The organism is Mesorhizobium sp. WSM4983 (assembly GCF_029625765.1).
In the GTDB taxonomy this organism is placed as follows: Bacteria; Pseudomonadota; Alphaproteobacteria; order Rhizobiales; family Rhizobiaceae; genus Mesorhizobium.
Map to the genome: position 1 here is coordinate 124396 of NZ_JARTVM010000006.1, position 17182 is coordinate 141577.

At 61.5% G+C, this 17182-nt stretch carries 16 protein-coding genes and 2 pseudogenes; 10 read left to right on the plus strand and 8 right to left on the minus strand.

The genetic code is table 11. From position 1 onward, the window contains the following. Positions 1 to 26: 26 nt before the first annotated feature. The 4 genes and pseudogenes from P9254_RS18300 to P9254_RS18315 all read right to left on the minus strand — a co-directional run. Positions 27 to 257, minus strand: a pseudogene (locus P9254_RS18300) (hypothetical protein); the annotation flags it as partial. Positions 258 to 271: 14 nt separating this feature from the next. Then, on the minus strand, positions 272 to 1912 hold the full coding sequence (locus P9254_RS18305; protein ID WP_278056020.1) for an ABC transporter substrate-binding protein: 1641 nt from the start codon (positions 1910 to 1912) through the stop codon (positions 272 to 274). Between the two features lie 270 nt (positions 1913 to 2182). After that, positions 2183 to 2860 (minus strand): isochorismatase family protein, encoded by a 678-nt coding sequence (locus P9254_RS18310; protein WP_278056019.1) that lies wholly within the window; start codon positions 2858 to 2860, stop codon positions 2183 to 2185. A 322-nt stretch (positions 2861 to 3182) separates the two neighbouring features. Beyond that, a complete protein-coding gene (locus P9254_RS18315; protein ID WP_278056018.1) occupies positions 3183 to 4478 on the minus strand; it encodes a M24 family metallopeptidase in 1296 nt (431 codons plus the stop codon). Positions 4479 to 4676: 198 nt separating this feature from the next. On the opposite strand from P9254_RS18315, the gene P9254_RS18320 reads away from it, so the two are divergent. Next, complete coding sequence (locus tag P9254_RS18320) at positions 4677 to 5024, plus strand: hypothetical protein (RefSeq protein ID WP_067329908.1); 348 nt, start codon at positions 4677 to 4679, stop codon at positions 5022 to 5024. Between the two features lie 2 nt (positions 5025 to 5026). On the opposite strand, the gene P9254_RS18325 is transcribed toward P9254_RS18320, so the two are convergent. Continuing rightward, positions 5027 to 5923, minus strand: a complete 897-nt coding sequence (locus P9254_RS18325; protein WP_245433081.1) for a GlxA family transcriptional regulator — start codon at positions 5921 to 5923, stop codon at positions 5027 to 5029. A 191-nt stretch (positions 5924 to 6114) separates the two neighbouring features. On the opposite strand from P9254_RS18325, the gene P9254_RS18330 reads away from it, so the two are divergent. Both P9254_RS18330 and P9254_RS18335 read left to right on the plus strand, forming a co-directional pair. Beyond that, entirely contained in the window at positions 6115 to 6612 is a 498-nt protein-coding gene (locus P9254_RS18330; protein ID WP_067000588.1) for a GAF domain-containing protein, read from the plus strand. Between the two features lie 122 nt (positions 6613 to 6734). Further along, positions 6735 to 8167, plus strand: a pseudogene (locus tag P9254_RS18335) (aldehyde dehydrogenase family protein). Between the two features lie 110 nt (positions 8168 to 8277). Here the strand turns inward: P9254_RS18335 and P9254_RS18340 are convergent. Beyond that, entirely contained in the window at positions 8278 to 8511 is a 234-nt protein-coding gene (locus P9254_RS18340) for a hypothetical protein (RefSeq protein ID WP_127246918.1), read from the minus strand. 751 nt (positions 8512 to 9262) lie between these two features. On the opposite strand from P9254_RS18340, the gene P9254_RS18345 reads away from it, so the two are divergent. From P9254_RS18345 to P9254_RS18360, 4 genes are all read left to right on the plus strand, one after another. Further along, positions 9263 to 9673, plus strand: a complete 411-nt coding sequence (locus P9254_RS18345; protein WP_278056017.1) for a hypothetical protein — start codon at positions 9263 to 9265, stop codon at positions 9671 to 9673. 204 nt (positions 9674 to 9877) lie between these two features. Further along, positions 9878 to 10342 (plus strand): hypothetical protein, encoded by a 465-nt coding sequence (locus tag P9254_RS18350; protein ID WP_067329922.1) that lies wholly within the window; start codon positions 9878 to 9880, stop codon positions 10340 to 10342. A 46-nt stretch (positions 10343 to 10388) separates the two neighbouring features. Beyond that, positions 10389 to 10904, plus strand: coding sequence for a metallophosphoesterase (locus P9254_RS18355; RefSeq protein WP_067329925.1), 516 nt, complete (start codon positions 10389 to 10391; stop codon positions 10902 to 10904). Between the two features lie 44 nt (positions 10905 to 10948). Further along, positions 10949 to 11173, plus strand: a complete 225-nt coding sequence (locus P9254_RS18360; RefSeq protein ID WP_067329928.1) for a hypothetical protein — start codon at positions 10949 to 10951, stop codon at positions 11171 to 11173. 10 nt (positions 11174 to 11183) lie between these two features. On the opposite strand, the gene P9254_RS18365 is transcribed toward P9254_RS18360, so the two are convergent. Then, positions 11184 to 12077, minus strand: coding sequence for a lipid kinase (locus P9254_RS18365; protein WP_278056016.1), 894 nt, complete (start codon positions 12075 to 12077; stop codon positions 11184 to 11186). A 257-nt stretch (positions 12078 to 12334) separates the two neighbouring features. Further along, the gene (locus tag P9254_RS18370) at positions 12335 to 12703 is read right to left on the minus strand and encodes a hypothetical protein (protein ID WP_067329933.1); all 369 of its coding nucleotides are present in this window, start codon (positions 12701 to 12703) and stop codon (positions 12335 to 12337) included. A 155-nt stretch (positions 12704 to 12858) separates the two neighbouring features. Between P9254_RS18370 and P9254_RS18375 the strand changes: the two genes are divergently transcribed. From P9254_RS18375 to P9254_RS18385, 3 genes are all read left to right on the plus strand, one after another. Beyond that, positions 12859 to 13104 (plus strand): hypothetical protein, encoded by a 246-nt coding sequence (locus P9254_RS18375; protein ID WP_095824759.1) that lies wholly within the window; start codon positions 12859 to 12861, stop codon positions 13102 to 13104. Between the two features lie 384 nt (positions 13105 to 13488). Then, positions 13489 to 15444: a sensor histidine kinase gene (locus P9254_RS18380; RefSeq protein ID WP_278056015.1), complete on the plus strand. Its 1956-nt coding sequence runs from the start codon at positions 13489 to 13491 to the stop codon at positions 15442 to 15444. A gap of 173 nt (positions 15445 to 15617) precedes the next feature. Beyond that, positions 15618 to 17087, plus strand: a complete 1470-nt coding sequence (locus tag P9254_RS18385; protein ID WP_278056014.1) for a winged helix-turn-helix domain-containing tetratricopeptide repeat protein — start codon at positions 15618 to 15620, stop codon at positions 17085 to 17087. The last annotated feature ends 95 nt before the right edge of the window (positions 17088 to 17182 follow it).

Below are 17182 nucleotides of genomic sequence, written 5' to 3' on the forward strand. Positions count from 1 at the left end.
CACTTTGAGGGCGGCCGCCCGCTGTCTCAACGACAACAGCAGTGGTCTGCCTGCACGCTCGTGCGGCAGAGGCATGACGATGTGATCGGCACGTCCGCCTTGGTCAGCGCCAAAGCAAGTTTCGCCTGCAAGCCCGGCAGCTCCTCGCTCTCGCGGCGCCCCTTCAGGCATTCGACCAGCCCGTGTAGCGCCCAGACATTGTCCGGATGCTGGGCGCAGCGCTGCACGGCGCCGCTGAGGCCCAGATCGTCGCGATCGGTCCTGGGAGGAATCAGGACTCGAGCCAGACCGTCTCGAAATGCTGCTCGAGCGCCTGGTGCTGCTCGCAGCCATGCACGCCCTTGCGGTAGGTGCGGTAGACCGAGCGCCAGTAGGGCTGGATGATGATGCCGGAGTCGCGCAAATTCTGCTCGATCTTGGCCATGATCTCCTTGCGCTGGGCGGCGTCCGGCGTCGCAAGTGCTTTATCGAGAAGCTCGTCGAACTCCTTGTTCGAATAAGCGCTTTCGTTCCAGGCCGCGCCTGATTTATAGGCCAGGGCCAGCACCTGGACGCCGAGCGGACGGCCGAGCCATTCGGTGCAGGAGTAGGGGAACTTGCTCCAGTCGTTCCAGAAGGTGGCAGCCGGCAGCACGGTGCGCTTGATCTTGAGGCCGGCCTCGCGGATCTGGGCGGCGATCGCGTCGGCGGTGCTCTTTTGCCATTCGACGTCGACCGAGATCAGCTCGTATTCGTGGTCGGCCTTGCCGGATTCGGCCAACAGCTTCTTCGCGGCGTCGACATCGCGCTTGGCTGGGCCGATATCGGCGAATTCGGGATGCATCGGTCCGACATGGTGGTTATCGGCGGGCTTGCCCCTGCCGTCGAGGCCGAGCTTCAGCACGGCCGCATTGTCGACGGCAAGCTGGGCGGCACGGCGCACCTTGACGTCGTCATAGGGCGCGTTGCCGACATTGAAGCGCGCGACGATGGTCGAGCCGGTCGCGATCTCGGAATTTTCGAGTTCCATCTGCTCGGTCTGCGACACGGCGTCCGAGGCGGTCTCGTGGTCGGTGTCGATCTCGCCGGATTCGAAGGCCGACAGCATGGCGTTGGGATCGGAGCCGTAGTCGACCCACTTGATGCCGTCGAGATAGAACTCGCCCTTCCACCAAGGCTTGTCCTTGCGCTTCACCTCCGCACCGGTCTCGGCGTCCCAACTCACCAGCTCGCACGGGCCGGTGGTGATGGCCAAAGCCTTCTTCGGATCGGCATCGCCTTCATAGGAGCGGTGCATGATCAGCGCCGGATAGTCGGCCATGCCGGCGATCAGAGAGATGTCGGGTTTGGGCAGGTTGAGCTTGATGGTGTAGTCGTCGACCTTCTGGATACCGCCGTCGACCGGCTTCTTGGTATCGGCATTGACCAGCGCGCCCATGCGCGCGGCGACCGAATTGCCGGCGACCGAGGCATCGCACCAGCGGTTGAGGTTGTGGATCACGTCGTCGGCGTTGAAAGTGTCGCCGTTCGACCAGGTGATGCCTTTGCGCACGTGAAGCGTGATCGTCTTGGCGTCGTCGCTGGTCTCCCAGTTTTCGAGCAGCCAGGGCTCGAAGGTGAAGTCGGTTTTCCAGCGCACCAGATATTCGTTGCAATGGCGCGCCACATTCGACATCTCGACGCCATCGAAAGTGCGCGGATCCTTGAAGCCCTTCACGTTCATGGCGACGCGCAGGACCCCGCCGCGCTTCGGCTCCTCGGCCCGAGCGGGCGAGGGAGTAAGGCCGCCCAGCGCCAGCGCGCCGGCGGCGCTGACGCCCAAGCCGGCCATAAGCGCCAGATACTCGCGCCGGCTGATCGCGCCCTTCTTGAAATCACCCGCGGTCGGCTTTGCCCGCGGGTGCAGTTTTCTGTCGGTCAGCATGAATTTCATTGTCGTTCCCTCTATTGTTGGTGCAGGTCGCCCGCGCGGCGGCTTTTGGCGGCAACGACCTGCACGAAACCCAGGGGCGCCCCCCTGCCGTCAGGCGCGGAGGCGGAAATGGCCGCTGGGCGCCGTTGCCTGCGAGGGGATCATAGGTCCGCTTTCCGCGACGAAATGTTTGGTTTTCCGCAATTCTTGTGCGCTGTTCCGCAGGCTAAAGTTGGCTGACGCGCATAATTGCTGCGCCTTGCCGGGCGGCTGGGTCTCCGGTCTTCGCGGTCAGAGCTCTGCGTAAAGTTGCGCCGCATTCTCGAAGGTGAAGCGCAGCGGCACCGATCCCTCGACCTGCCACACGCTCACCGTGTCGCCTGCCATCAGCCGGCAAGCGTCGAGCGTGTTGGTCACGGCGCCGCCATAGAGGCGGTTGGCGAGGTTGAGGATGCCGGTCTGGTGCATGGCGCTGCTGCCGCTGCCGCAGGCATCCTTGACCAGGAGCACGCGAAAACCGTGCGCCACCGCGTCCTTCACCGTGGCGTCGATGCAGGCTTCGGTCCACACGCCGGCAATCACCAGCCATTCGATGCCGGCTGCTTCGAGCTTGTCGCCAAAATCGTTCTTGCCGAAGACGCTGGCTTCCTGCTTGACCAGAGTGGCTTCGCCGTTTTGCGGCGCCACTTCATGGCAGATCGCCGTCAGCGGATCGTCCTTGTCGGAGAAGGCCGACTTGCCGCTCTCGTCGAGCGGATGGAACGGCCGCGCCTCGGCGAGGTCGACAATATAGGCCCAATGATAGAGCGGCACGAAATTGCGCCGCGCCGCCTCCTGCAGGCGTTGGACGTTGGCGAGGATGTCGGCAAAGCCCTCGACCAGATAGCGCTTGTCCTTGCGATGCTCCTCCTGGAGATCGATGAACACCGCGGCCACCGTGCCGCGCCGGATGGAAATGGGGGATTTCATGCGGATGCTCTCAAAGGGGTGCGGCGGCGCGTCGGAATGTGCCGCAGCGTATCAGCTTCGTCATTCCAGCGCGAAGCAGCCGCGAAGCGGCGTCGCGAAGACCCTGGAATCCATTCCGTTACCTTGACCGAAGAGTGCGGCCCAACAGAATTCTGCACCGTTGCGGCGCTCGGACGTAACGGAATGGATCCTAGGGTCTGCGCCGCGTCGCTTCGCTCCTTGCTTCGCTCTAGGATGACGACGACATGAGTGCTGCTGCCAATCTCGAACGCCTGCGACAATGTATGGGCGGCGCCAACAGAGCGTATCGGGATCAAACCGCTCATTCCAGAAACTCATCCTCATAAGGAAACCGCGAAAGCAGCTCGGTCCCCGTTTCGGTAATGAGAATCTCGTCCTCCAGCTTGACGCCCTCGCGGCCGCCTTTCTCGCCGATATAGCTTTCGACGCTCACCACCATGCCCGGCACGATCATGCCGTCGCGGCCGTACGTCTCGTAATCCATCGCGTGGGCGATGAAGGGCGTCTCGCCATGCATGCCGACGCCGTGCATGACCGAGGTATAGCGCTGGTCCACAAAACGGTCCGGGATCTTCCAGGCCTTCTCGGCGATCTCGCGAAACGCCATGCCGGGTTTCACGATGGAAATGTTGTGCTGCACCTGGTCGTGCGCCATGCGGTAGAGCGATTTCTGGTAGGGCGTCGGCTTGCCCGGGCCGCAGCGGAAGGTGCGCGAGAAGTCGGAATAATAGCCGTAGCAGCCGATGGTGTCGGTATCGAGCGCGACCAGCTCGCCCGGCCTGATCTTGCGGCCGCTCGCCTCGTTGAACCACGGATTGGTGCGCTGTCCTGAAGTCAGCAGCCGGGTCTCGATGAACTCGCCGCCCTGGCGGATCACCTCGTGATACATAATGGCGAAGAGCTCGTTTTCGGAAACGCCGGGCTTGATCGCCTCGCGCACGGCGGCCACCGCGGCTTCGGCTCCGGCCATGGAAGCCTGCAGGCATCTCACCTCCTCCGGCGTTTTCACCGCGCGCACGGCAAGAATCTCGCCCTGGCAGTCCTTCACCTCGCAGCCGCGCTTTTCCAGAGCCACCGCCTGCAGATGGCTGCAGCGGTCGAGGCCGAGCTTCATCGAGCCGCCGCCATGCCTCTTCAGAAGCTCGGTGATCTCGTCGGCGAACGGCCCCGCCGTCTCGTCGTCGCGACCGGAGACGGAGGACCAGACGAGCTTGGAAGGACGCGCCTCGTCGATCGTGTCGAGCACCATCGAGACATGGTAGCTCTGCGGATATTCGAACAGCACGATTGGCCCATCGGTCGGGATGAAGAAGTAGCGGGTCGAATTGCGCAGGAAATAGCCGAACATGTTGCGCGAGCCGGTGGCGTAGCGCTGGTTATAGGGGTCGAACAGCACGACGCCGCCATAGCCCGCCTCGCGCATCCAGGCGCGCAGTTTGGCGAGCCGCCCCTTGCGCAGAGCGTCAGCGTCGATGAAGGACGGCTCGGTGTCGGAGAGCCACATGCCGCCGGCGGGATCGGCCGCGGCCGGATGGCGCATGCGGTCCTTGAAGTCCACATCCTCGGTGCTGTCGGGATCGAAAACGACGATGCTCATGGGTGCCTGGCCTTGAGTAGGTTGTAAATGCCGACCATGGCGCAGGAGGGGAGAAGGTATTGTGCGGAAAGCCGCTCATGCTGTGCCGGATGCCGCTGGCCGTGTGGAACTGCAACCGCTAAAATTCTGCTCGATGCCTCATCAGCTTTGAGACTTTGTGGTAAAGTCGCTGAATAATCTGGTATTGCGGACCACACCGTGGATTATCGAATAGCGCTTGGCCCCTTATACATCCTGCTTTTTTTCAGCTTCTGCCTTCTGGCCTATATTCAGCCGATTCTGCATTGGCTGGCCGACGATTTTGGCAACACAACCATGCTCGCATGTCTGGCGGCATATTTCGGCATTATCGTCGGATTGGTTTGGGCTATCAACAAAATCAACAAAGCATTCCCGACATTGGACCTTCCGCCTTCTTCCAATCGCCAAGGGGTGATCTGGGATGTCGCGGCGACCTATGAAGAGGCAAGGCCCAACGTCGCCGCCGAGAAATCGCCGCCTGTCAAAGTCCGGTCGGAAACTGGCAAACCGGACGTTGAACTCTGATCCTACCGCCGCCGCATCGCCTTCGGCGCCTGCCCATGCTCCTCCTTGAAAGCCCGCGCGAAACTCGACATCGAAGCAAAACCGCAGGCCAGCGCAACATCGCGCACCATCAGCGTCGAATGCGCCAGCAGATCGGCGGCGCGCTTCAGCCTGAGCCGCCGGTAATAGCCGTTCGGCGAGATATCCAGCTCGGCGCGGAAATTGCGCTCGAGCTTGTCGGGCGAGACCCCAAGCCGCTCAGCCAGCTCCGCCATGCCGAGCCGTTCCTCGACCGCGTCCTCCATGATGGCGATCGCCGACAGCACCAGCTCGTTCTGCACCCCGGTGCGCAGGCGCAGCGGCATCAGCTTGCGGTCGACGCTCGACCGCAGGGGAGAGTGCACGAACCATTCCGCGACACCAGCGGCAAGCTCGGCGCCGTAGTCGCGCGTGATGATCTCCAGCATCATGTCGAGGCTGCCGACGCCGCCGGCCGAGGTAAAACGCTTGCGGTCGATGACGAAGAGATCGCGCCTGAGCTCGATGTCGGGAAACGCCTCGGTGAAAGCGGCCTGGCTGGTCCAGTGCAAGGTGCAGGCATGGCCGTCGAGCAGGCCGGCGCGGGCGAGGAAGAACGCCGCATCCGCCACCGCGCCGATATGCGCGCCACCGCGCAGGCTTTTGCGGATCCAGCTCATCGCCTCGTCGGCCACGACATGGTCGGCATCGCCGCCCGAGCAGACGACGATGCGATCGACCTTCGGTGCGTTGGCGGCCGAGAAGCCGGGCTGGATGACGACGCCGTTGGAGGCTTCGACCGTGCCCTGATCCGCGCCGACGATCACCCATCGGTAGCAGTCGCGCTTCGCAAGAATGTTGGCGCCGCGCAGCGGCTCGATGACAGAAGAAAACGCCATCATCGGAAAGCCGGGAAAGACCAGCACCGCAAAGGTGAGCGGGGTCTCGCCTGCCTCCGGCTGCGCGCGGTCGCGTTTTCGGTTGGCGAGAATGGCGCTCACGACTTGTGTATTTCCCGCGCGCAGCATTGGTGGCAGATAAGGCCAAACTGTAGCGGGCGCTTCAGCGCCTTAGCAACGGAGAAACGACCAGGATGTTTGCGGCAACGGCCCTCGACACGAGCAACAAGCCGGCCTTCTACGATGAGCTGGCCAGGCAATTGAAAGCGCTGCTGGAAGGCGAGCGAGACTCGATCGCCAACGCCGCCAACACCTCGGCGCTCATCTACCAGATGGTGCCCGACCTCAACTGGGCGGGTTTCTATTTCCTTCAATCCGACGAAGAGCTGGTGCTCGGCCCCTTCCAGGGCAAGCCGGCCTGCGTGCGCATAGCGGTCGGCAAGGGCGTCTGCGGCACGGCGGTCGATCTCGATATGTCGATGCTGATCAAGGACGTGCACGATTTTCCCGGCCACATCGCCTGCGATGCCGACTCGCGCTCGGAACTGGTCGTGCTCTTGCGCGACGACGAAGGCATCTTCGGCGTGCTCGATCTCGACAGCCCGCTGCCAGGCCGCTTCGACAAGGAAGACCAGGCCGGCATCGAGAAGCTTGCCGCGATCTATGTGGCCGCCAGTTCCTTTGAGGACTGAACTCTTAGCGGACTGCGGTACGGCTCCGCCGCTGGCTCAACGACCCTGTCTTGCGTTGCCATACGCGCGTCGTTATCTCTGGGGGAATATGACGCTCGCCAAGCGCGCCGAAGGGAGAAGATATGTCGCACAATCTGCAGTTCTATATCGAAGGCGTGTGGGTCGATCCGGTGGTGCCGAACAATTTCGACGTCATCGATCCGTCGAACGAAGACGCCTTCGCGCAGATCTCGCTGGGCACCAAGGCCGATGTCGACAAGGCGGTCGCTGCCGCCAGGCGCGCCTTCGCTACTTTCGGCTTCAGTGAAGTCGAGGAGCGCCTCGACATCCTCAACCGCGTCATCGAGGTCTACAAGAAGCGCAGCAAGGACCTTGCGCTCGCCGTCTCGCGCGAATGGGCGCGCCGCGCCAGATGGCGCTGGACAGCCAGGTCGGCGTCGGCCAGGCGCATCTGGAGAAGATGGCCGAGGTGCTGAAGACTTTCCAGTTTCGCCATGTCAAAGGCTCCTCGCTGATCGTCAAGGAGCCGATCGGCGTCGTCGGCCTGATCACGCCCTGGAACTGGCCGCTCAACCAGATCACCTGCAAGGTCGGCCCGGCGCTCGCCGCCGGCTGCACCATGGTGCTGAAGCCGTCGGAGATCGCGCCGCTCGACGCCATCATCTTCGCAGAGATCATGGACGAGGCCGGTGTGCCGAAGGGCGTCTTCAACCTGGTCAACGGCGATGGCCCAACTGTCGGGCAGGCTTTGGCCAGCCATCCGGATGTCGACATGATGTCCTTCACCGGCTCGACGCGGGCCGGCATCCTCGTCGCCAAGGCGGCCGCCGACACGGTGAAGCGTGTGCATCAGGAGCTCGGCGGTAAATCCGCCAACATCCTCTTCCCCGACGTCGATCTGCAAAGGGCGGTGACCAAGGGCGTGGCCGGCTGCTTTGGCAATAGCGGCCAGTCCTGCAACGCGCCGACCCGCATGTTCGTGCCGCGCGACCGGCATGACGAGGCCGCCGGCTATGCCAGGACGGCGGCGGAGAAACTCACCGTCGGGCCGGCCGATGCGCCGGGAACGAAGCTCGGCCCGGTGGTAAGCCAGCTGCAGTTCGACAAGATTCAAGACCTGATCCAGAGCGGCATCGACGAAGGCGCGACCCTGATCGCTGGCGGCCCCGGCCGTCCGGCCGAGCTCAACCGCGGCTACTATGTCCGCCCGACCGTCTTCGCCAACGTGACGCACGACATGCGCATCGCGCGCGAAGAAATCTTCGGGCCGGTGCTGTCGATCATGCCTTACGACACGGTCGAGCAGGCGATCGAGCTGGCCAACGACACCGTCTTCGGCCTCGCCTCCTACATCCAGGCCAAGGACATCGAGAAGGCGCGCCAGGCCGCGGCCCGCATGCGCTCCGGCAACGTCTATATCAACTATCCGACGTGGGACGCCGGCCTGCCCTTCGGCGGCTACAAGCAGTCCGGCAACGGCCGCGAATATGCCGAATACGGTCTCGAGGATTTTCTGGAGATCAAGGGCATCGCGGGATACGCGGCGGCGGAGTAGGCGGAGCAGAGGCCGGCGCAGGCGGATAGAGAAAGGGCGCGATCTCGGCTTCGCCAATTTGCCATGAGCCGCTTGCCGCGACAGCCGATCAGCTCTTCCTCGCCGCCTTCTTACCCGCGTCTTGCCTCGATGATGCCCACCATGGCGCGGGTGAATTCGACCACGCTGTTTGCCGTGATGGCAGCATTGTCGGGGCTCTGGCCGATTTGCTCGGCTGCTCCGCAGCACGTGCGGCGGATGAGGTCGTAATGAGCAAGTCTTTCATCGTCCGGCAACGCCGCCAGGTTCAAGGCTCGACGGTGAAGCATGCGCAACAGCTGCGCCAGCGCTGTTTCGACACTCATGCGTTTGGCTCCGCATCGGTCGAACGTCTCGGCACATAAAGTACCGGATCGTCGATCAGGGGACGGTTCTCGTCCCCGATCCGGCAAGGCTGCGCCTTAGTCGTTAATACATCGTTGATCGCTAATATGATCGGCGAAGCCTTTGGGCGGATTCCCGGATGCCATCGGATGGCGGAGACAGATCATCCCCCGCGCGGCACAGCTAACGTCCTCGGCATTTCAAAATCTAACGATCGGCAGAATGCACCAGTAAGGATGCTTGGTAAGGGTTGATTCAACCCTTGCTGGTATGTACAAGGTGGCGGCTCCGGCCAGGGGTAGGGTTGCCTAAAAGCCGGAGCCGCCTGCGCGGCCGATGGGTAGTGTCCGCGCTGTCCCAGAATAGGACAGCGCGGTCTACGATTCGTTAATTCGCTAATATATCGTCCTATGGGCGAACCCCGCGGACAGCGATGCCGGCAAACGAAATTTCCCAAGCAATTGAATTCTCACAGTTCTAGCTGCGAATCTGGATTCGAACCAGGACCGGCGGACTTAAGAGTCCGCTGGTCTACCCGTTCCTGTCACCAGCAACGCTGCCAGCCCAGAGAAGATCCACCTTGTCTTTGGCCTTCTTTCGGGGGCGATGAGATAGAATGGGGATGGCGATGCCCGGGTCGACAGACCGGCCCGGCCGTCGATGGTCCTGATGATAGTTGCATCGATGCACTTCGTCGCAATGCCTCAAGCCCTTTGCCATGGTTAACGAGTCATGGGCCGGCAGGACCTTCGTAAAGACTTTGCTAATATTAGAAAGAAGACAAGCCGTTCAGCGGAACAAGCCTCGCTGAGCGCAGTTCGGTGCGACGTGGCGCCGGCTATTGCCGTCGCGTTGGGAGACAGCAGCGCAAGCGAACCCGACAGGAAGCCAAGCGTTCGCAAGGCCTCTCGCGAGCTGCCAAGAAATGAGTGGAACATCACCCCTAGGTGCGCAATGACTACCCCCAAATACATTTCAACGTTCGACCTCGATGAGTTGCGCGAAGCCTTCAAGCAATTGACACGCGAGCAAGGCATCACAGCCGAAGAACGGGACGTATACGCCCAGCTTTTCCTGAAGCAGACCTGCGCCCCAGTTTTTCCGCTCGGGCCTGAACGGCGGCCGATTCAGGCTTGGAGTTAGCTTGGCGGCTGGTGTGCCGCATCGACGGTTGCGGGTCCACGGCAGCTTCCCGCAAAGTTCGGCGACACACTTGCGCCAAGCCAGGCTTGTCCGTCGAGATCATGGCCCGAACGCCGCTGCAGCTCTGCGATGGATCACCAGATGGTGGGCCGGGGGGCCCCCAACTGATCTGGACGCCCTATGAAGCGGCGCTAAATCAAGCCGATGCGGGTTGCGTTCAGTATATTTACTTTTCTTTTTTGCACCGCCTCTCTTCAGGCCCAGGAGTGGCAGCCGTTTGGGGTCCGGCAACTGGGCTTCACATTCGATGTTCCGCCTGGTTTCGTCCTCACCCAGCATTCGGATCAGGGTGCTGCATTCCAAGGCGAACAAGACGCGTTTCTTGCCGTGTGGGGCGCCAGACTTGGAAGAGCCAGCTTTCGGGCCGAGATCGAGCATCGCATGCTGGAAGACGAAAAGGCCGGCTGGAAGTTGACGTACCGGCGCCTGACCTCGACCTGGGCCAGCTATTCAGGGATCAACAACGGTGAGATCCGATATGTTCGCGCCATCAGGGTCTGTGATGACCGCGCCGCGCTTTTCACGATCAACTACAGCAGATCGGAGAAAACGCCTTATGATCGGATCATTGTGCGAATGGTAAGATCCTTAAGGGCCGAAGGCTGCTAGCCTTAGGCCCAGGGTGGGTTTCGATCTGCATTGCCGGCATGCCCTGATGCTATTTTTTACGAGCGACACGCATTTCAATGATGCCCGCATCCTGCGGATTGACCGGCGGCCTTTCGCATCGCTTGCCGAACATGACGAAGCGCTGATCTCTTTCTGGAACGAGACCGTCACGCCTGACGACGAGGTCTGGCATCTTGGCGACTTCGCGCGCCACGGCAAAGCAGGCGGGGAGGCACTTCTGTCGCGCCTCAATGGGCGCAAGAACCTGATCATCGGCAACAATGACCCGGACGAAACGACCGCCGCCGACGGCTGGGCCAGTATTCAGCATTACGCGGAACTCAGGTTCAATGGGGTGCTTCTCATCCTGTGCCACTATCCGTTCCGCACCTGGAATCAGATGGGCAAGAAGTCGATCAATTTGCACGGTCACTCGCATGGGAAGCTTAAGCCGCTTCCACGCCAGTACGACGTTGGCGTAGATGCTTGGAACTTTCGGCCGGTCCCGCTTCCAGCATTGATCCAAAAAGGCGGTGCCCGGGCGCAAGCTTCGCTAGCTTAAAGTAGGTCAGCCGGCCAGCGAGAGCATCAGGGGCGGCCGTTCTTTTGGACCGCGCTAACCGAACACCCGAGTCCTTCATCATCGACGGCGAGATGATCACGCGGGATCCCGACGGACGGCCGAACTTCCATGCCATCCATTCGCGCATGACCTGGAACGCCCAGGCTCGCCTTCGTCGCTTTCGACCTTCTCTCCTCAACGGCGAGCACATTCGTGCTCTGCCGCTGATCGAGCGCAAGGCGAGGCACTGGAAACTGATCAAACCGTAAGACGGGGCGCTCACGCGGCGCGATCCGGCGCGAAGACCGAGATCGCCTTTGGGTGAACCTTGAAATGGGCCGGTGTCGACGTGACGATCTCGCCATCGGTGTTGACCGGCATCGCCTTCCGCGTCTCGATGTCGAACTCGACGCACCTGGCCGTGCGCACCTCACGCCATGCGCCATGCGTTCCAGAACGGAAAGAGCGGAGCATCAGCGCCAGCTTCCAGAGGTTCGTCATTTCCAAGCTATAGAGATCGAGATGTCCGTCATCGATCTCGGCCGTTTCTTCCACGACGTTGCCGCCGCCGTAATGCCGACCGTTTCCAACCGCGATCTGGTAGGTTTCCACCTCGATCGCCGCGCCTTTCTCGGTAATCTTCGCGTGAAACCGCGCGGCCCGGGTCAACACTTTCATCGCCGCCAGCGCATAGCCCAGCCTGCCGAAGCGCTTCTTCAGTGCGGGGTCAAGACCCTGCGCCAGTTCGGTGCTGAGTCCGATACTTGCGACGTTGAAAAAGGCATGACCGTTGACCGTCCCGACATCGATCAGCCGGGTTCGGCCTCGCGCGATCACATCGGCGGCCTGCAGGAGATCCATCGGAATATTGAGCGTGCGAGCAAGGTCATTCGCTGTCCCCATAGGAATGATGCCCATCGGCAGGCCGCTTTCCATGATCGCCGTCGCCGCCGAGGACACCGAACCATCACCACCGCACACGACCACAAGATCGGCCATATGGCGTAAGCGAACGATGTCTCGAGCGATTTCAGGCAACGCCTCGAACATCTCAACAGTGACGGAAAGCCGACCTCGCCCCAGCCGCTCCACAATTGGCGCGAGCATCTCCTGGCCGCGCCGAGCCTTGGGATTGAGGAGCAGCAACGCGCGCCTTTTGGCTGCTTCGCTCATTCAAAGATCGGTCCGACTGATCATGGCTCAACGCAAATAGGGTGGCTGCTTCCGGATTTCGACCGCAAACCGACGCGAAACGTCACGCCTGCCCCGCCTATGGCGCGCGGTTTCTAAGCGACAAGCGCGCCTGCGGCGTCGGATAATTCGCGGGCAAAAGGTCCACATTGGCTATGGCGAAGCGCTTTCTTGAGAAGGCGGGCTGAAGCGATCCGTTTTTGCAGTAGGACTCCCGAGGAGCGAGAGAGCCGCCTTGGCTAGTGAAGTTTGTCCTTGGAAGGTTTGGCGGCCGACTCGCTCAAGATTTCTTTAAGCGCTTGCTCCAGCTCCAGCCCGAGCCCGATAATGGGCTCGGGAATCGCAATCACGTCATTCCGGCCCGCCACCACTTGCGTCTCGGCCGAAAGCTCCGAGACTGCTTTACCGGCCGATTTCGATAGCAGTCGCGACAGGTGCTGCCGCTGCAATGCGTGAACCTCTTCCAACAGGCTCAGGAGCCTCAATGCATCCTCGATCGGCAGCCTGCTGGTTCTGAGGCAGGCAATCCGCTCGTGCTGACGTGCGATGTGCCGCTCGCCCTGTCGGACGTGGCGCCGCGCCATGCTGATGTGGTCGTGGAGAAGCATTGCCCACAACGCGAAATCCCCCGCGTCGTTCCGTTGTGGTTTTGAGGCGCAAATCACAAAGGTTAATGCAGCGAGTTTCTTGCCCGCTTACATGCAGCAAGGCCGCAGTCTGCTCAAGCTTGTCGGTGCCGGTCGGATGATGAGAAGGGAATCTGATGAAGGCAATGAAGAGGGAAAATCGTCGCCGCTTGCTGATCCAACTCCGCCAGCAGGAGATGCGCTATCTAGAGCTGATCGACCAGACGCGAGTGATGATTGCCAAGAGCTCCAGACTGGTCGAGCAATCCAGAAAACTCCTGTTGGTTCAGCGCAGCGGCGCATGCAAGACCAAGCCGGCAATTGTCAGTCTGCCGCCATCCCGACGGTATCGCGTTCGCTGTAGCGCAGACCGCTCGGGCTGACCCCGCGCTCGGGCGCGCTTATTATCCATCTAGGGAGGCGTACCGTCTTGCCGGCGAAGGGGTACGTCACCTTTTCGTCCCTCGAATGAAAGGCGACAAGATACGCTGGCCCGCCGAGCCGGAAATGACGGCAAAACCAAGCTCTGGTTCCCGCGTGGCTCCTCTGTCCACCCCTCGGGCGGGACTCTTTGCAACTCAGTGATTTTCGCTTACCCGCATTGTCTGGCGGCAAGCGGCCTTCGAACTTGGCCATGTTCAGCAGTGTTAATCTAAGCTTGTCGTTCGCCAGCTTGCGGCTAAGCTTGCAGTATTGGGGAAGACAGGGAAACAGATTTGCCTCGTCGATCGGTACGAGCCCATCTGCTTGGACTAATCGCAGCGGCCGTGTTGCCGGTCTGGCTGTTTGCTGCCTATCTGTTCGTTGCCTACGCCCTGCATGAGCAGTCTCGTATCGAGCAGGAGGCGCTTTGGATTGCTCGTCAGGTGTCGCTGGTCGTTGATGGCGAACTCGTCAATCTCAAGACCCTTCTGGAAGGGCTCTCCAAGTCGCCTGCTCTCGCCAATGATGATCTGCAGGCTTTTAGCAACGAGGCGAGCCGCCTCGTCCAGGGTACGGATCAGGTAATCACGCTGCGTGATCTCGGTGGCCGCGCCTTGGCAAGCACTCAATCCGCCAAGGGCTCCGAGCCTTCGGCCGAACCGCTGACGCCCGAGGAGCGCGAGCACCTGGATCTTGCTGGCGTGCTGGTCAGCAACGTGTTCGCCGCGCCGCGATCGAACGCATACCGGATCGCGGTCACCAGACAAGTGTCGGGCTCGAACGGCCAGTCGTTGCTGCTTTCGATGTCGGTCCCGACGGAACGCATTCGCCTTGCTATGCTGCCCGCGGTCCCAGCGGGGTGGACGGTCGCTGTCGGTGATCGTGAGGGCAACTACGTTGCAAGGTCCAAGTTGCATGGTGAGGTGACCGGCAAGCCCGGTTTGCCGGAATATTTAGCAAAGGTCGTCGGCCGCTCCGGTACGTTCCGATCTCGCAATTTCGAAGGCACCACGCTGCTGGCCGGGTACTATCGATCGCCCTATTCGGACTGGTTCTACACCGCCAATGTTCCGCTTTCTGATGTTCAGGCACCTCTCTGGTGGTCTCTCGCACAGATTGGCGCAACAGGCCTAACTGCGCTGCTTTTTTCGCTCACTCTGGGCTACGTGGTCGGTAAAACCTTCACCAAGGCGACAGTCGACCTCGCCGCGCGCGCCGATGCGCTCGGCAAAGGGAGCGAGGTCAAACCTATGTCGACGTCTGTCGCCGAGTTCGACACGATTGCCCAAGCCATGATCAAAGCCGGCCGTGCAATCGCGGAACGCACGCGCGAGTTGGAAACCGTTCTGGATACGGCGCCGGTGGCGGTCTGGTTCACCTATGATCCGCAAGCGCGACAGGTGATCCGCAACCGGTTCGCGGCGGAACTGATGGGCCTATCGACGGAGTCCCGGAGATCCTTTGGGACGCCCGACTTGGTGATCGAAACGCTGGCGTACAAAGACGGCCAGACCATCAGCCGGGAAGACCGTCCGCTGAGCAGAGCCATGCGCGGCGAGGAAACTGACAGTGAGGAATTCGCCTATACGCTGCCATCCGGGGTGCAACGTTACCTGCTTTCCAGCGCGCGGCCCGTCCGCGATGCGGCAGGCTCGGTAATAGGCGCTGTCCAGATCAGCCTCGACATCTCCGAGCGCAAACGGAGTGAGGAGCAGCGCCAACTGTTGATCAATGAACTAAACCACCGGGTCAAGAACACGCTGGCCGTAGTTCAGGCAATCGCGAGCCAGACCATGCGCAGCGCAACCAGCCTCGCGCTCGCAAAGGAGGCGCTTTCGGCCCGGCTGGTTTCGCTGGCACAAGCGCATGATATCCTCACCCGGGAGAATTGGAGCGGTGCCGATCTCAGCACGCTCATTGCCGCCTCGATCGACCCGCATGCCTCTCTCGATCGGTTCGATCTCACAGGCGAGCCGGTTTGGTTGCCCTCGAACGTGGCGCTTTCCTTCGCGCTGGCCATTCATGAACTTACCACGAACGCCATCAAATATGGGGCGCTCTCCAATCCTACCGGATCGGTCTCGATCTCGTGGCGGTTGGAATACGTCGATGGGGGCCGAATTCTGGTCCTGGAATGGTGCGAGGAAGGCGGCCCGCCGGTCGTGCCTGGCAAACACGGCTTTGGTACGCAACTCCTGCAGCGAGTGTTCGACAGCGAAAGAACGGGCGGGGTTGAGCTGGTCTACGATCGCTCCGGGCTGCGTTGCATTTTTAAGGTGGGATTGGACCGCAGCAAGTAGCGTAAGTGCCGACGCAAACACCAGACGGCGACGAGACCCGCGACGTCTTTCAGCACTACCACCTAGGAAGAATGGAGAGTTTGGCCCGGGAATTTAGGGGGTGCCTGTTCCGACAACTTCCAAACGTCTAATATGCCCAAATGCAGCGGTGTCGCATCGCCTTCGGTCCGTTCGTGCTCGATCCCGACATGGGGACGCTTCTTAAAGACCAGATCCCGATCACTGTTGGGCATCGTGGGCTGACGCTGCTTGCTGCGCTTACCGCACGGCCCGGTGAGATCCTGACGAAGGCCGAGCTGATGGACGCTGCCTGGCCGGGCACCGCCGTTGAGGAAGGCAACCTTACCGTCCAAATCGCGACGCTGAGAAAGGCACTCGGTCCGGCTGATAACGGCGGTGAGTGGATCGCCACAGTGCCTCGCCTCGGGTACCGCTTCACGGGGACTGTCGAGCCGGTGGCGAGCGCGTCCTACGGAGCGATCCCACCGCCCGGCAAGCCGTCGATCGCGGTGCTGCCCTTTGTCAACTCGGGCGGCGATCCGGACCAGCAGTATCTCAGCGACGGCATAACCGAGGACATAATTACGGAGCTGGCCAGGTTCCGCTCCCTGCTCGTCATCGCACGCAATTCATCGTTTCAGTTCCGTCACCCCGCATTGGACACTGCCGAAGCCCACCGCAAGCTCGGAGTTCGCTACCTCGTCGCAGGCAGCATACGAAAGCTCGGTGATCGCATTCGGATCACCACACAATTGATTGATGCCGCCACCGGCACCCACCTTTGGGCCCAACGGTACGACCGGGCCCTCAACGACATCTTCGCATTGCAAGACGAGGTTGCGGCTCTTATCGCCTCGATGGTCGAAGGCCAAGCGGAGGCCGATTCTGCGAGCCGCAGCAGACGCAAGCGTCCGACCGATTGGGACGCATACGACTACTACCTGCAGGGGCGCGCGCACTTCTACCGATATGAACTGGACAAGGCCGAGCCCCTCTTCGCGCAGTGTATCAAGCTCGATTCGGCATTCGCTCAAGGTCACGCCTTCCTGGCGCAGGCCCTCGTCGGCAGATTTTGGTACGACAACGATCTGCGGACGCTACAGAAGGCCTGGGACGCCGCTCGAACGGCGCTCGCTCTCGACAGGAGCGATGGCGTCTGTCATCAGAGCATGGGGCTGGTGCTTACCCACATGCGCCAACACAGCGATGCGGGAGTGCATTTCGAGCGAGCGCGCTCGTTGAACCCGCTGGACGTGAACATAGCGGGGGATTACGCAAGCTGGCTCAACTACGGCGGACGGGCCGAGACGGCGCTCGACGTGCTCGAAACAGCGCTCCTGCGCGACCCGGTACCACCGATGTGGTTCTGGGAGGTGAAGGGTAGCTCCCTGTTCCTGCTTGGAAGGTACTCCGAAGCCGTCGCTTCGTATCAGAAGGCTGGCGACCAATTCTTCGTCCATGCTTTCCTCGCAGCGTCTTACGCACATTTGGGCGAGACGGAGAAGGCGCGCGCTGAAGTCGAGGAGGCACTGACCAGGAAACACGACCTGACTCTCCGGCTGATTTCAAATCTCCCGTTCGCCGACCATGTCGCGCTCGGGCTTTTCACATCAGGCTTCAGAAAGGCGGGTTTTCCCGCCTGAACGCACCCCAGGGAAGGCTATTTTCACACTCGGAGGGGTGGATGCTTTCCCATCTCTCAAATTTGAATGCGGGTGCAGCTCGTGCGGCCCACAAT